This is a genomic window from Streptomyces sp. NPDC051740 (genome assembly GCF_044453165.1).
GTDB lineage: Bacteria > Actinomycetota > Actinomycetes > Streptomycetales > Streptomycetaceae > Streptomyces > Streptomyces atrovirens.
The window spans coordinates 44,533-59,194 of sequence record NZ_JBITCL010000022.1; the positions used below are offsets into that span (position 1 = coordinate 44,533).

Genomic DNA, 14,662 nt, shown 5'->3' on the forward strand with positions numbered 1-14,662 from the left:
GATGATCCAGCAAGGGGAATTGATGGCCGTCGTCGACAGTGAATCGCACAGCCTCTCACTCCGGGGGGCCGAGCAGGGCCCGATGCCCCTCACATGGGGACAGGGGAACATGTGGGACAGCATGACCGCACTCGGTCCGTCGTCGGACCGTCTCAACGTGTCATGGCCCATCTCCTCGTTGAAGGACGGCATCAGCGTGGCCGAGGCGCTCGACCGCCTCCGGGGACTGCTGTCTTCCCTCGACATCTTTCGCGCGTCGTTCGATACGGAGCGCGTGCGGCAGACCTTCCAGGACGAGGCCCGTATCGAGGTCCGCGTGACCGAGGCCCAGGCCGACGCGGCTCCCGTGCGGCACGGGTACAACACGCGGAAGGATCCGGCCTGCGCGGAGCTGGCGAGCAGGGCGTTCGGCATGGACGAACCCCAGATCCGGCTGGGACTGCAGCACGTCGGCGGGATCGTCACACAGATCAACGTTGCGATGTCACATCTCGCGTTCGACGGAAGCGCCTGCCGTCCGCTGGATCGCCTGCTCCGCGACGCGGTCGAGGGGCGCGAAACCCGCGCGCTCGGAATGCAGACCGCGGACCTCGTCGGCTACGAGCAGTCGGCCGACCAGGTCCGCAGAAGCGACGCCGTGATCGACGGCTGGCTGGCCTCGTCCTCGAAACTGCCGTCCGGCCGCGGCCTGATGGCGATGGCTCCCGGCGCATTCTCGGTGACGATTCTCCGGTCCCGGGCAGCCGCGGTCGCCGTCGAGGCACTCGCCCTGCGTCACGGGGTGAGCGCGAGCGGCGTCGTCGTCTCCGCGCTGACGAGAACCCTCCGCCAACACGTCGACAGCGAGCTCTCCGCTCTTCTGCTCGTCTGCAACAACCGGTCGCATCCAAAGCTCACGCATTTCGTCGGCCAGACCATCGGGAACGGGCTGCTCGTCCTGCCGAGTGAGAATCGCGGCGGCGACCGGTTCGCCGAATACACGAAAAACCTCTACGCCCGGACGATCACCACGTACAGCCGCTCGCGATACGACTGCCTCAAGTGGCGTGACGCGCTCACCGATCTCACGGCGAAGGGGCTCGCGACCGACCTCTCGTACTACTTCAACGACGTGCGCAGCGATCGCGGTGTGTGGGCGGGCCTGGAGAGCGGGCTGCCGGATCTGAAGGCCCTGCTCGAAGAGTCATCCATCACCACCGTCGGCCGGCGCGACATGGGCGATGCCACCCTCTTCGCCGATCTCGGCAGCGACGGCGAGGAGCTGATCCTGCAAGTGGTCTGCGACGACACACGGATTGCGCCGGCCACCGCCGCCTCGGCGCTCGCCACGCTGGAGGACGTCCTCGTCACCGAGTCGTTGAAAGCCTGAACCGAGCACGACCGAGCGGTTGAGCACGAGCTAGGAGCTGAGAGACATGCGCGAGGAAGCCACCGAGCCGGAGATCCACTACTATCCGCGGCCCTACGGCGTTCAGGAGCGGCTGACGCTGAACACCGCATCGACCGTCAAGTTCATCACCATCGATCCGGGACAGCGGGTGAGTCTGCACCGGCACGCCAAACGCGACGAGTGGTGGACTGTTCTGGACGGCCCGCTCGACGTGCGGATCGATGATCGCGCGTGGTCGGCGGCCTCCGGCGAACGCATCTGGATTCCGCGCGGCCTCGCCCACCGCGTCCACAACCCGGGCGGTGAGCCGCGCAGGTTCCTCGAACTGTCCCTCGGCTTCTTCGACGAAGAGGACATCGAACGCCTGGAGGACAACTACCGTCTGCTCGCTTCCACGGACCGCTGAACCTCCCCCCCGTCCACCACGGCACGCAACTCGTCCAGCCGTGTCAGCCCACTGAGCGCCGCCTCGACCGGCACGCCGAAGTCGATGAGACACGCGATCTCGTCGACGCCCGCCTCCCGCGCGCGCTCCACGACGGGCAGCACGTCCGACACCGCGCCGAACAAGCCGTCCGAGGTGAGATAGCGCTGGTAGGCGCCGTCGACGGCCGCCGGGGCGAAGGTGGATCTGGCCCAGGCCCGGGCCCGCTCCTGCGCGGACGGCCGCGCCGTGGGAGTCCCCTCGCCCGAGGCCGTCCCCTTGTCCGCGGTCGACCCGGTCGAGCGCAGGTTCAGATCCAGCGCGGACATCAGATAGCGCCGCAGCGGCTCGCGCACGACGTGCTCCACCGACTCGAGATCCTCGCCGAGGCAGGTGTGCAGCATCAGGACGACGTGTCCACGGCCGTCGCGCCCCGAGCCCGCGTAGGCGCGCCGATATGCCGCGACGTTCTCCGCCAACGCCTCCATGCTCTGCGTGAGCAGGTTCGTCAGCACACCGGCGCCGACGTGCCCGGCGGTCTCGAACGTGCCCGGGTTGCCGCTGCTGGTGAGCCACAGCGGAATCTCCGCCTGCACCGGCGGCGGGTAGACCCGGTACTCCGGCTCGGCGTCGAAGGTCTCGCCCCGCCAGAGCCGGCGAAGGGTCTCGACGGCGGCCACCGTGCGCTCCCGGCGGTCGGCGTACGCGTCCGGGTTGAAGAGGAAGTCCCGGGGGTTCCAGCCGGAGGCGAGCGCCACGCCGGCCCGGCCGTGCGAGAGGTTGTCCACCATGGCCCACTCCTCGGCCACCCGCACCGGATGGTGCAGCGGCAGCACCACACTGCCCGCCCGTACCTGCACCCGCGAGGTCACGGCCGCCACCGCCGCGGCCGTGACGGACGGGTTCGGGAACAGGCCGCCGAAGCGGTGGAAGTGCCGCTCGGGTGTCCAGACGGCGGCGAGCCCGTGCTCGTCCGCGAAGCGGGCGCCCTCCATCAGCAGGCGATAGCGATCGCCCGCGGCTTCCCCGTCGTCCGCGAAATAGAACAGGCTGAAATCCACGGTTTCCTCCGTCAGTTGTCTGACGCCAAGGCTCCGACACATCTCGCATACCATGCGCCCGGACAATCGCCACGCTAGCAATCGACGTTGCCGAGAGACCAGCGGTGGCAAGGCGTCCCAGGAGGCCCGAGTGCACAACTCCGTCCTGGTGCTACCGTCCGATCATGCTTGGGGCGGAGGATTACTGATGGAGAGCATCACAAAGAACCGGCAGCCCGTTGAGGCGCTTCGCACCATGGTCGCCCGCGCCTACGGCCCGGAAGAGGTGTGCGTCGCGGGCGAGGACTGGGTCGATGAACTGAGCAACGGCTGGTTCAACGTGGCCTACCGGATCCGGCTGCGATCCGGCACGCACGTCGTCCTCAAGATCGCGCCGCCGCCGGATGTCGAGGTCATGACCTACGAGCGCGGCGCTATGGCCACCGAACTGGAGGCGCTGCGACTGATCCGAGAGCACACGAAGGTTCCCGTGCCGGAGGTCGACTTCGCCGATCGGACCCATGAGGTGTGCGACGCCGACTACTTCTTCATGACGTACATCGATGCGGACAACCTCCAGGTCATCAGGGACACCCTGCCCCAAGCGCAGATCAACGCGTACGACGAGGCCCTCGGAGCGATCACCCGCGAGCTCAACACCATCCCCGGCGCCGTCTTCGGCCCGCTGGCCGGACCGGGCGAGCGCACGTGGCGCGCGGCCTTCCTGCGGATGGTCGAGGACCTGCTGGCCGACGGCGAGCGACGCGATGTCGTCCTCCCCCACGGCTACGGCGCGATCCGCGACATCGTGGCCGCCCACGCCGATTCGCTGGACGAGGTGACCGAGCCCCGGTTCGTCGAGTGGGACCTGTGGCCGGGCAATTGCATGGTGCGTGACGGCCAGGTCGTGGCGATCGTCGACCACGAGCGGGCGTTCTACGGTGATCCGCTGATGGAGTTCGGCTTCACCGGGACCGAGTCGGGTGCGTTCGGGGACGCCTCGGCCTTCATCCGCGGCTACGGCCACGGACCGCTCACCACCACCGAGCGGACCCGTCGGCGGCTGTACAACCTCCACCTCTCCTTGATCCAGATCATCGAGACGAACTTCCGCGCGCACACCGGCACCGAGCAGTACGACTGGGCGTGCGAGCGCCTACGGGAGACCGTGGCCCTGCTCGGCGAGTAGGCACTGGGACCGCCGCACCTCAGAGCAACGGTGAGGACCAGCGGGTCGGGCGCCCTTTACGGCGAGCTCAAGGATGGACACGCACTCCATGTGATGCGTCATCGGAGACTGGCCAGCGGATGCCCCGGAGAGAGCATCCAGGTCAGGTGCAGTGAGGACGTCAGCGCAGTGGGATCCGAAGGCCCAGGGGGACGTTCCCCTCATCGACGAGCAGTCGCCGGTCAAGAGCCCGGACGGTGAGCGGAGGCCCTCGGGCCGGTGCCGCAAGAGTCTGCCGGCACTATTCCACGACGAACCGGCCAACTGCCCCTGCTCTTCGACGAGGCAGCGCAGCCACGTCAAGGTCGCGGGATCGGCCGCGTACTCCAGCGCCAGGGCCAATACTCCAGCCGGACTTCTGCATTAGTCCTGGTCAACGACTTGGCGGAGGCGATTGTAGCGGTGGTTTGGCATGGGTGGGACGGTCTTTGGGCCGGCTGTCCCACCAACGTGTGCCCGCACCGTGATGGCGTCCCTTGTCGTGCAACACCGTTGCGTTAGGCCGACGGGCGGGTCGTCGAGGAGGCGAACAGCAGGACGGGACCTCGGGTAAGTCCCTTGGTTTCGAGCCAGGGCGGGTAACCCGGAGGTCCCGTTGTCATCGAAGTCTGCCAGCGTCTCGTCAGCAGGGAGCCGGTGACGCTGGTCGGCGCGATCGGCCATGCCGTTCTGGAGAACCTGATCCCACAGCAACGACGGTGGCGAGTGAAGTCACAGATGTTGAAGAGGGACAGCAAATACCCCTTCAACCGGAAACGGCACCCCCGGAAGGCCCAGAAATGCACCATCCACACCCAAGTGATCCCTGACGGATGGGCCCCTTGACATCGGCGTCTCCCGCCAAAGGCAACGGTGTCGCACGAGAAGGGACATGACCCGCGCCGAGCCGATGACGGTCGGGGTCACGTCGAAACGGCCCATTCGATTCGGGCGACAGGTCCCTCCTCCGTGGCCATGGCGACTCCGCTCGACCAACTTGCGGTGGCGGCCGCCCTCGGTCGTTGGAGGCTCGGCACGGCAAACGATGAAGTCTGCTGGACTTCTGAGTCTCGTGTGACCGGGGACGAACTCGGCGCTCTCCGGCTCCCGTAGGGCCGGCCGCGGGTGACTGCGAGGGGTGCCGCTCCGGAGCCGACTCCTCACCGGTCCGGTGTCGGTCCGGTGCCGGATTCGGCGTCCTTGCCGGACCTCGGCTCCGGGCGGTCGCCCGCATCCGGATGGGCGCCGTGGCATGTGACGGCACGCCACCCCGCCGCGACCAGAAACACGGCAGCCGTCGACGGCCCTGCGCAGAAGAAGAACACGGCTGTGTAACCGGCCCACCGGGTGGCTACGCCCGCGGTGGCGCCGGCCAGCAGGACGCCGGCTCCCGGCAGCCGATCTCGACCTTGCCCTCGCTCCGGTCGATCACCCTGAAGCCCAGGACCGCGCACCAGAAGGCCGCGAGCCGCTCCGGATCGTGGCAGTCGACGACCAACTCGGTGAACCCACTGGTCATCGATCCCCCGGAGTGCGGAGGGGCGTAGCCGGCCTTCAGGGACCCGAGGGTGAAGGCGAGGGCGGTGCGCACATCGACGCTCACCTCATATTCGGAAACGAGGAAGACGGGTGGCTTCCAGATGCTCGATGCAGGAAACAACGAACCGCCGCAGGCGTTCGGCAGGAGTTATAGAGGCAACCTGAAGGGCGCGAAGGGCCCAAAGGGGTGGCTGTACGGGGTGCGCCTCCCACCAGACCCGCATTGCCTAATGTTGTCAATGTCTTGCCAACGTTGGCACTGTCCCATAGTCTCGACGCGGATGCTCGGCGCCGGAGTGGCGTGGTGCCCGATCCGAGGACTTTTTCGATTACGCGAAGGTGAACACCTGAGGGGTGAGGGTCACGTGAGCCAGTCCACAGCGGATTCGCCTCGGCAGCCGCGGGAGCCCGAGGAACTGCTCCGCGGAATCCTCGGCTCTCCGCAGGCACGACTGGACGGCACGGCTGCCGTCGAGGTCCACTCGCTGGTCTCCCGCGAACACGTTCCCCTGTATCTGTTCGCCATCAAATCGCTGGGGCATTTCTGGCCCGGTGTCTGCGCTGTCGTGCACGACGACGGCAGCCTCGCCAAGGAAGACGTCGATACGTTGCGGCGGCACGTCAAGGGAATTCGGGTGATTCCCCGCGCCACCGCCGACGCCGTCGTCGAAGAGACGCTGGCCCGCTGCCCGTTGTTGCTGGAGGTCCGGCGGCGCAACGTGCGCATCCTGCAACTGGTCGACTATTTCGTGCTCGCGGAAACCGAGAAGATTATCGGCATGGACAGCGACATCGTGTTCGTCGACACCCCGGACGAGCTGATGCGGTGGAATGCCGACTCCACGGACCGGACCGCGTTCCTCTACTCCTACGAGCAGTTCGACCACGGGCGCGGCCCGATGGGTGTGAGCTGGATCCCCGAGGCCCTGCCGTCCGTGCCCTACGTGCCGGAGATGTGCTGCGGATTCATGTGCGCCGATCGCAAGCGATTCTTCGATGCGGATTACCTTGAAAAGATGATGGAGGACACTCCGCGCGACATCCTTTTCCGTCCTCGTCATGTCACCCAGATGTTCTATTCCGTGCTCGGAGGCAGACTCGGCGGCGCCGTCAGGTCGCTGGGCGAGGCCTACCGCTCTGGCCCGTGGGAGTGGCTGCCGTACGCGGATCGGCGCGTCATGTGCCATTACTTCGCCTCCAGCAAGGCATCGGGCAGGACGGCGCACACGCTTGACAATTTCGGCCGTTATGCGCCTCTGTTCACTTCCGTCCTCGCCCGGCTGGAAGGCAGGAAGTGCCCTTGATCCAGCATCCCGCGACTCGCGCCTCCGCGCATGGACACGGGACGGAGGGGAGCTGAACGCATGACGAGTCCTGTCCCTTATCCCGCCTTCTCCCTGCGCGACCTCAGCTGGACTCGCCTCGGAGGCCTCTACGAAGAACGCCGTGAGCTTCTCGGGATGCTCCGATTCGGAAGCCGCCGTCTCCTGGCCGCCATCGTCCTGACGACGCTCGTGGAGGTCGCGATCGCACCGTTGACCGCCCTCTGCGCCCAGAGGCTCGTCCACGTCCTGACCGATGAGACGGGCGATTACCTCTGGCCGGCGGCGGGCTTCGCCGCCGCCATGCTGCTGCGCCAGGCCGCCGAGATCGCGGGGCTGGCGTTCAAGCAGTCCATGGCCAAGACCATCGACGGCGCCGCCCGCTCCCGCATGCGGCTCATCGCCCTGCGCCCCGCCGGGATCTCGCACCTGGAGGACCCCGAGTTCCAGGACGTCGCCTCGCGCGCGGCCGACCAGGGCATCGCCTGGCGCGAACGCTCCGTCGGAATGGCCGCGGTGGGCCAGGTGCAGACGGGCGGGCGCATGCTCTCGGCGTTCGCCATGGGCGTCGCTCTCGCCGTCTACTTCCCGCTCCTGGCCTGCGCGCTCGTCGTGCTCTGCTTCGTGATCCGGTCCATCACGCTGCGGCAGTGGCTGTTCCTGGAGAACGTGAAGGACGCCGCAACGCCGGAGCGCCGCAAGGTCGACTTCTGGGCGGATCTGGCCGCCGGCCCGGAAGCGGCAACGGAGCTGCGGCTGTTCGGACTGGCCGGCTGGGTGAGCGAACGCCGCCTGGCCGCACACTACGCCTGGCTGGCCGATTACTGGCGCATCCGCAGAAACGTCCTGCACCGCCAGAAGCTCTCCATGGCGATCACCGCTGTCTGCGCCGCCCTGGCCCTCGGAGTTCCCGGTGCCGCGGCGCTCGACGGCGAGATCGACGTGGGCACCCTGGCCTTCTGCCTGGTGGCGGCATGGGGCGTCTTCGCCGTCGCGAACATGGGAAATGAGTCGTACGACATCGAGTACGGCAAGACGGCCCATCACGCCCTGCGCCAGTTGGAGGGCCTGCCACCGCCGGTGACGGGAACACGGACACCCGCCGCCACGGTCTCCACGATCCGCTTCGAGGACGTGACGTTCACCTACCCCGGCGCGTCACGCCCCGTCCTCTCCGGCCTGAACCTCACCATCCGGCCCGGAGAGCGGCTGGCGATCGTGGGGGTGAACGGCGCTGGAAAGACGACGCTCATCAAGCTGCTCGCCGGACTGTACACGCCGACAGCCGGCCGGATCACCGTCGACGGGGAGGACTTGTGCACCCTGGATCCCGCCAAGTGGCGGAGCAGGATGACGGCCTTGTTCCAGGACTTCGTCCAATACCCGCTGACCCTTCGGGAGAACATCACCCTGGCCGCCCCCGAGGCGGATACCTGGGACGACGAGCTTGAGGAACTGCTGCGCCTCGGTGCCCTGGAGCCGGTGCTGGCCTCGCTGGAGTCCGGGCTGGACACGGTGTTGTGGAACACCGGCAGCGGAGGGCGCGGACTGTCAGGGGGGCAGTGGCAGCGGCTGGCGGCCGTGCGCACGCTGTACGCCGTGTCCCACGGCAGACGACTGGTGGTGCTGGACGAGCCGACCGCCCATCTCGACGTGAAGGCCGAGGCTCGGTTCTACGACGAGGTCGTCGGCGCGGTCCGCAACGCCTCCGTAGTACTGATCTCCCATCGGCTCTCCACAGTGAGGTCCGCCGACCGGATCGTGATCCTGGACAACGGGCGGATCACGGAGGATGGCAGCCACACCGACCTCCTCAGGAGAGGTGGCGAGTACGCGCGCTTGTTCCGGCTCCAGGCCTCCCGCTTCTCGGACGGCGCCGCCGAGCCTGACGCCACAGAGCGGGAAGGTTCCGAGCCGAACGCCGCAGAGCCTGAGGAGAAGCGCGGATGAGCATGCGGAACAGTCTGCGCATGACCCGGCACACGCTGTCGCTGAGCTTCAGGGCCGATCGGCGAACGACCATCGCCGTCGGGGTACTCGTTGGCCTGCAGGCCGGGCTCGTCTCCCTGACCGCGCTCAGCCAGCGGTGGCTCGTGGACTCGGCCGAACTCGACATCGCGGTTGGTCTGCTGGGAGCGGTGGCCCTGGGCATCGTCTGCCACGTGCTCCAGACGATCGGTCAGCGGATCTCCGTCAACTACCGCAACGACCTGTGTAACCGCATCCAGCTGGCGCTGGAACAGGAGGTCACCGAGGCCGCCGCGAAGATCCCCACGATCGCCCACTTGGAGCGCAGCGAGTTCATCAACCGCATCGTGATGCTCCGACGGGGCACGCTGGCCCTCACCAACACGGGCTGGGCCGCCGCCTACGCGCTCTCTGCGCTGGCCGGCATCGCCATGAGCCTCTGGCTCCTCGTGGACATCCATCCGCTGCTCGCCCTCCTCGCCGCCTGCGCGGTACCGATCCTCCCCCTGACCAATAGGGCCAAACGGATGCAGCAGCAGGCGGCCGACGCCGCCGTGGAGCACTTCCGGCAGGAGGCCGAACTGCACGATCTCTGCCTGCGCCCGCAGACCGCGAAGGAGGTGTGGGTCTGCGGCAACGGCATGCGGCTGGACAGACGTGCGAACGACCTGTGGGCAGAGGGAGCGCAGCACGAGGCGCGCGTCCGGCTCCGCGGACTGGTCTACGAGATCGGCGGATGGGTGCTGTACTTCACCGCCCTCGCCGGGGCCCTCGTCGTGGTCGGACATCTGCTGAGGACGGGCGGCGCCACCGCTGGGGACGCCGTGTTCATCATCTCGCTCGCCGGCCAGCTGCGGGCACAGCAGCAACTGGCCGTCGACACCATCATCCAGGTCGCCAACGGCGGCCGGATCGCGGAACATCACCGATGGCTCCTCGACTACGCTGCGGTCACCACCCGCGCGGGAACACCGGCGCCTGTCCGTCTCAAGGGGGCCATCGAGCTACGGAACGTCTCCTTCACCTACCCCGGCGCCGTGTCCCCCGCGCTGCGCGAGATCAACCTGACCATTCCGGCGGGCTCGTCGCTGGGTATCGCGGGAGCCAACGGAGCCGGAAAGAGCACCCTGGTCAAACTCCTCTTGGGCGTGCAGCAGCCGACCACCGGAATGATCACCGTCGACGGCGTCGACCTGCGGGAGCTCGACCCCGCCGCCTGGGCGGCGGTGTGCACCGGCGTACTGCAGGACTTCCTCAAGCTCCAGACGCCGCTGCGCGAATCCGTGGGCGCCGGCGACCTGCCCGCCGTCCAGAACGCCTCCCAGGTCGCCGAGGCGCTGGACCGCGCACGCGCCACACGCCTCGTCCACGAACTCCCCGAAGGCCTTGAAACCCAGTTGGGAAAGACCTTCGGCGGAGTCGAACTCTCCCACGGCCAGTGGCAACGGGTTGCCCTCGCACGAGGGCTGATGCGGCAGGCTCCGCTGCTTCTGGTGCTCGACGAGCCCACAGCCGCCCTCGATCCGCAGGCCGAGCATGAGCTGTACGAACTCTTCATGGAACAGACCCGGGAGTCGGCCGGCCGCGGCGCCGTCACCGCGCTGGTCTCCCACCGCTTCTCCACCGTCCACACGGCCGACCACATCGTCGTCATCGGCGACGGTCGCATCACCGAACAAGGCACGCACGCGCACCTGTTTGCGACCGACGGCGAGTATGCCGAGCTGTACCGGACGCAGATGCAGGCCTATAGGTAGGAGTGTCATGCGCAAGCGTTGAACGTGTGTTCGCGATCGACGACGTCCACGTCCCCGGGGCGGTGGTGACCGCGCGATCGGTTCGCGCCCAGCCCTTCCGGGGCACCGGTCCTGGCCCGCATTGCTGTTCCCGAGCCGAAAGACGGCGTTGTCCACCCTTGAGGCCGCCACGGGGGTGACCGGCAGGTCGGCCCACTGCGGGAACTGCGCCGCCACCAGCCGGTGGACCTGGTCCGCAGTGGGGGTACACCTCGCCGGGGCGCAGGTGGTTGGTGCTCACGGGTGCTCGCCTGGATGTCGGGTCGTCAGGCGGGAACGGTGGTGAACTCGCGGTAGATCCGCCGCAGCGGATTGTCGGGGAATTCGTCGCTCCACGGCTTGTCACCGCCGATGTAGTGGATTATTCCTTCGCGGCGGGTGAGATATTCCATCCGGCCTTGGCCGAATCGTCCGTGCACCGGGTGCTCGATGAACTTGTTCCATTTCGAGGGAATGGGGGCCCAGCGTTCCGCGAACAGGTGGTTCAGGATGTCCTGGTCCAGGGTCGGAATGTCTTTTCCGTATGTGCGGTAGATGTGCACCGCCCGCGTGGTGATGTCCTCGGCACGCCACTGATCCATGTCGATGAGCAGGACACCGGCGTTGAAGTAGCCCGGCGCCTTGGCGCCGGTCTCACTGAGGCTCGCCCGTGTCGTGCCGAGTGTCAGCAGACGGGCCGGGGCCACTTCATTGATGACCGCGCCGATCGGCGCGCCGGCGAGGTCGGTGTCATACAGCTCCGCGAGGTTGTCCAGGACGATCGTGTCGACGTCGAGGTAGATCACCCGGTGTACGTCCTCGGGAACGATCTCGCCGATGTGCAGGCGGTGCAGTGTCGCTGCCGTCCAGTGCTTGCGGGGCACCGCCATCTCCAGACGGTCGGGCACCTCGTGGATCCGGACGTCGCCCGCGTCGCCGAGCATCCGGGTGCTGCCCTCGCCGAGTCCGGAGTCGATGACGTGGAAGACAAGTCCGCGCGTTCGGTCGCGCAGGCCGTCGCGGATCGACCTGGCGACGACCGTCGCGGCTGTGGCGTAGTTGTCGTCTACCGCGAACACCACATGGATGTCCTGCTGCCCCATCCTCGCTCCTCGGGTTCGTGATCCGGGCTGGGCGCCGCCGTCCGGGCATGCGGCCGACGTGTGGCTCGACCCTCAACCTAGGAGGAGTTGGCAACTCTTGGCAATAGAAGGGAGGTCACGAGGCGGCTTTGGAATGCGCTGGCAGACTCCGGATGCCCGAAGTCCCTGGTTGTTTGATAGCTAATAGGTTGCCAGGATTGGCAAACGCCGGACATGGCGGGGCGGTCGGGCCCATCCGCTGCGACCGTTGGCCGGCGCCCGCGGCGGCCCGTACCACCGGACAGCCCAACAGAGGACTGAACCGTGACATGGCCATGGGGGGCCGGGGCGTCCGGCCTTGCGGCGCGGCTGTCCGCCGGCTTCGTGAGGAGCGCGCGGCACCCACCGCAGCACGGCCACCGCAGGTCCCGTCAGAGGCGCAGCGTCGGGTCGGCCCGCCGCCTACGGGCCCGCCCGGCGTCGAACTCCGTGTATCTGCCGGCGAGTTCGGCTGCTACCTCAGGCCAGTTCACGTAGTCCGTGTACGCCTCGCCGCAAGGCAGGAACCCAAAGGAGGAGTCGCTGACATCGATCCGGCCCCCGTGGGCGTCGACGTGCTCGAGGAAAGCCAGAGACTCCTCGATGATCACCGAATTGTTGATCTCCCAGGCGCCGGAGGCATAGGACTCCGCCCGGCGGGCCAGTCGCGTACAGGCCGAACCGGTCCACTTGAAGTGGTGCACCTGGGCGTAGATGTCGCCAGGCGGCACACTCCGGCCGGACCAACTGTTGTGCTGTCCGTAGGACAGCTCGGTCCGCCCTCGGGCCAGCGTGACCTTGGTGGGCCGGGCATGGAGCAGTCGCAGGGTGAGAAGCCCGGCCAGCCCGTACTGGCGCCACAGCGCCTCCGGTGCCGACCTGTCGGGCTCCGGCAGGGTGCCGTCAGACGCGACCCGGTCGAGGAAGGCACCCTGCACGAAGTCGTAGCCGTTCCGCTCGCAGTAGGCGATAACGGCGGTGAGTCCGTCGGGGTAGAGCTGGAACTCGTCGAGATCGGCCACCACCCACCAATCGTCAGGGTGTTCGCTCATCGTCTCCCGGATGACCGCCGGGTTCAGGTGCTCGTGCCAGGGCCCGACCACGACCCGGGAGAACGCCAGTCCGGCCCGCCGCATGACCTCCTCCGACGCTGCGACAGCTGGATCGTCCAGACTGTCCGCGTGGCGCACCATGTGGAATCGGTCAACGCCAAGGCGCCGGTAGTGCTCGATGGCTGGACCGAGCAGTGAAGTATCCCCGCCCACCATGCAGACCATTCTGATCGCCATTGAACCGACCCTTCCAGGATTTCCTTCCAGAGATTCTCCCCTCACCGGGAGGAATTAGCCCTTGATGCATCAGAATGTCCCGCTCTCGATTCGCCAGATCATTAAGCACCTCCACTCGAATTCCGGCATGGAAGCGCTGCCCAACGTGGCGGGTAATTCCGGCGGCGGTATCAGTCATTCCTTGTCCAGACACCATCGGCTCACCGGCCGCGCGGGACGAGAGCGTGCGGGTCACCGACCGCGGCTTCTCCAGCTAACGCAACCGCCGCTACCTCCGCCAGGGCGGGATCGCCTGGATCGTCGGTGAGGAACTTCGCTCCGGCAGTCCGGAGGTCAAGGCCGCCCTGTCCCGGCGGGTACGCCCCAGCGAGATCGTCCAGAACACGCGGGTCGAGGAGGTGCGGATCTCCGGCACCGAACGGTTCGTGATCTGCCACAACCCCGAAGCTGCCGAACGTGACCAGCACATCGCGAACAGCTCGTCGCCCAGCTCACCACCGAGATCGAGCCTGGCGGTACATGAAACAGACCATCGACTCGCTCCTCAGACGCCCTCACCCATGTCCGCGCGGTTCAGACCAAGGCCCGCCGGAGAATCCGACGGACCGTCACGAAAGACCGAGGTCAGGCAGGCACCGTGGGCCCGTCGAGTTCATCGGTCAGCTTGCGCAGAAGGGGGCCGTGTTCCGGGTCGGCAAGGGCTGCGGCGAACTGGGCGGTGAGATACGCCAGTGGATTACCAGTGTCGTACCACTTCCCCTGAATGACCTGCCCGTATACAGCATGGGCGGTGGCGTAGGCGTTGATTGCGTCAGTCAGGTAGATCTCGCCGGTGCGGTGCTCGTACCAGCGCTTGGTCTCCTCGCGAAGCTCGTCGATGATTCCTGGGGTGACGACATAACCGCCGATGGCCGCGTACGCCGACGGCGCGTCCTGCGGCTTCGGCTTCTCCACAAGGCCGGTGACACGAAGAAGACCGTCTCCGAAGTCCTCTTTGACCACCGGCACGCCGTAGCACTGGGAGTCGTCCGCCGCCATGGGCATCACGGCCAGCACGGGACAACTCGTCGCCTCGTAGGCTCTGATCAGCTGCTGTGCGCGAGGTACTTGTGCGACGAACACGTCGTCGGGCCACAAGACCAGTATCGGTTCGTCGCCGAAGTTCCGCGCCGCGTTGAGGACCGGGGTGCCGTTTCCATACGGGCCCTGCTGGTGAAGATAGGTGATGTGCCCTCTCCTGGAGAGCTCGCCGACTTCCTCCACGGTGTCTGCGTAGACGGTCTTGCCCTCCTCGCGCAGTTGCGATACCAGTGCCGGATTGGGGCGGAAATGCTCCTGAATCAAGCCCTTGCCGCCTGAAACGACAATGGTGATGTCGGTAATGCCTGACGCCACGAGCTCCCGCACCGTGTGTTCGATGACCGGCTTATCGCCGACCGGCAGCATTTCCTTGGGTGTTGCCTTCGTCAAGGGAAGAAGACGGGATCCCAGCCCCGCGGCGGGGATGACAGCCCTGCGAATGGTCTTGGACATAGGCCCTTCTTAGTCCGAGTGATCTGGCGCAGTCGCCACTTCTGCTGCCGACAC

At 67.2% G+C, this 14,662-nt stretch carries 10 protein-coding genes and 1 pseudogene; 6 read left to right on the top strand and 5 right to left on the bottom strand.

All coding sequences use genetic code 11. From position 1 onward, the window contains the following. Positions 1–22: 22 nt before the first annotated feature. On the top strand, positions 23–1,369 hold the full coding sequence (locus ACIA6T_RS29000) for a hypothetical protein (protein WP_399449446.1): 1,347 nt from the start codon (positions 23–25) through the stop codon (positions 1,367–1,369). A gap of 46 nt (positions 1,370–1,415) precedes the next feature. Beyond that, positions 1,416–1,796, top strand: a complete 381-nt coding sequence (locus tag ACIA6T_RS29005) for a phosphomannose isomerase type II C-terminal cupin domain (protein WP_399449447.1) — start codon at positions 1,416–1,418, stop codon at positions 1,794–1,796. On the opposite strand, the gene ACIA6T_RS29010 is transcribed toward ACIA6T_RS29005, so the two are convergent. Continuing rightward, positions 1,766–2,875, bottom strand: coding sequence for a MupA/Atu3671 family FMN-dependent luciferase-like monooxygenase (locus ACIA6T_RS29010; RefSeq protein WP_399449448.1), 1,110 nt, complete (start codon positions 2,873–2,875; stop codon positions 1,766–1,768). The two genes, ACIA6T_RS29005 and ACIA6T_RS29010, sit on opposite strands and share 31 nt — an antisense overlap. A 187-nt stretch (positions 2,876–3,062) precedes the next feature. Here ACIA6T_RS29010 and ACIA6T_RS29015 point away from each other — a divergent pair, with 187 nt between their 5' ends. Beyond that, positions 3,063–4,043, top strand: coding sequence for a phosphotransferase family protein (locus ACIA6T_RS29015; RefSeq protein WP_399449449.1), 981 nt, complete (start codon positions 3,063–3,065; stop codon positions 4,041–4,043). 1,402 nt (positions 4,044–5,445) lie between these two features. Here ACIA6T_RS29015 and ACIA6T_RS29020 read toward each other — a convergent pair. After that, positions 5,446–5,580: pseudogene (locus ACIA6T_RS29020) on the bottom strand (VOC family protein); the annotation flags it as partial. 385 nt (positions 5,581–5,965) lie between these two features. Between ACIA6T_RS29020 and ACIA6T_RS29025 the strand changes: the two are divergent. From ACIA6T_RS29025 to ACIA6T_RS29035, 3 genes are all read left to right on the top strand, one after another. After that, positions 5,966–6,904 carry a hypothetical protein gene (locus ACIA6T_RS29025; RefSeq protein ID WP_399449450.1) on the top strand — a complete coding sequence of 313 codons (939 nt, stop codon included), beginning with the start codon at positions 5,966–5,968 and terminating at the stop codon, positions 6,902–6,904. A gap of 156 nt (positions 6,905–7,060) precedes the next feature. After that, positions 7,061–8,872, top strand: coding sequence for an ABC transporter ATP-binding protein (locus ACIA6T_RS29030; RefSeq protein WP_399449451.1), 1,812 nt, complete (start codon positions 7,061–7,063; stop codon positions 8,870–8,872). After that, entirely contained in the window at positions 8,869–10,647 is a 1,779-nt protein-coding gene (locus ACIA6T_RS29035; RefSeq protein ID WP_399449452.1) for an ABC transporter ATP-binding protein, read from the top strand. Before ACIA6T_RS29030 ends, ACIA6T_RS29035 begins: the two co-directional genes overlap by 4 nt. Before the next feature lie 305 nt (positions 10,648–10,952). On the opposite strand, the gene ACIA6T_RS29040 is transcribed toward ACIA6T_RS29035, so the two are convergent. The 3 genes from ACIA6T_RS29040 to ACIA6T_RS29050 all read right to left on the bottom strand — a co-directional run bounded on the left by ACIA6T_RS29040 (position 10,953) and on the right by ACIA6T_RS29050 (position 14,608). Continuing rightward, complete coding sequence (locus ACIA6T_RS29040; RefSeq protein ID WP_218518593.1) at positions 10,953–11,768, bottom strand: glycosyltransferase family 8 protein; 816 nt, start codon at positions 11,766–11,768, stop codon at positions 10,953–10,955. A 410-nt stretch (positions 11,769–12,178) separates the two neighbouring features. Continuing rightward, positions 12,179–13,075 (bottom strand): glycosyltransferase family 2 protein, encoded by an 897-nt coding sequence (locus ACIA6T_RS29045; RefSeq protein ID WP_399449454.1) that lies wholly within the window; start codon positions 13,073–13,075, stop codon positions 12,179–12,181. Positions 13,076–13,699: 624 nt separating this feature from the next. After that, on the bottom strand, positions 13,700–14,608 hold the full coding sequence (locus tag ACIA6T_RS29050) for a UTP--glucose-1-phosphate uridylyltransferase (protein WP_399449455.1): 909 nt from the start codon (positions 14,606–14,608) through the stop codon (positions 13,700–13,702). Positions 14,609–14,662 lie beyond the last annotated feature (54 nt).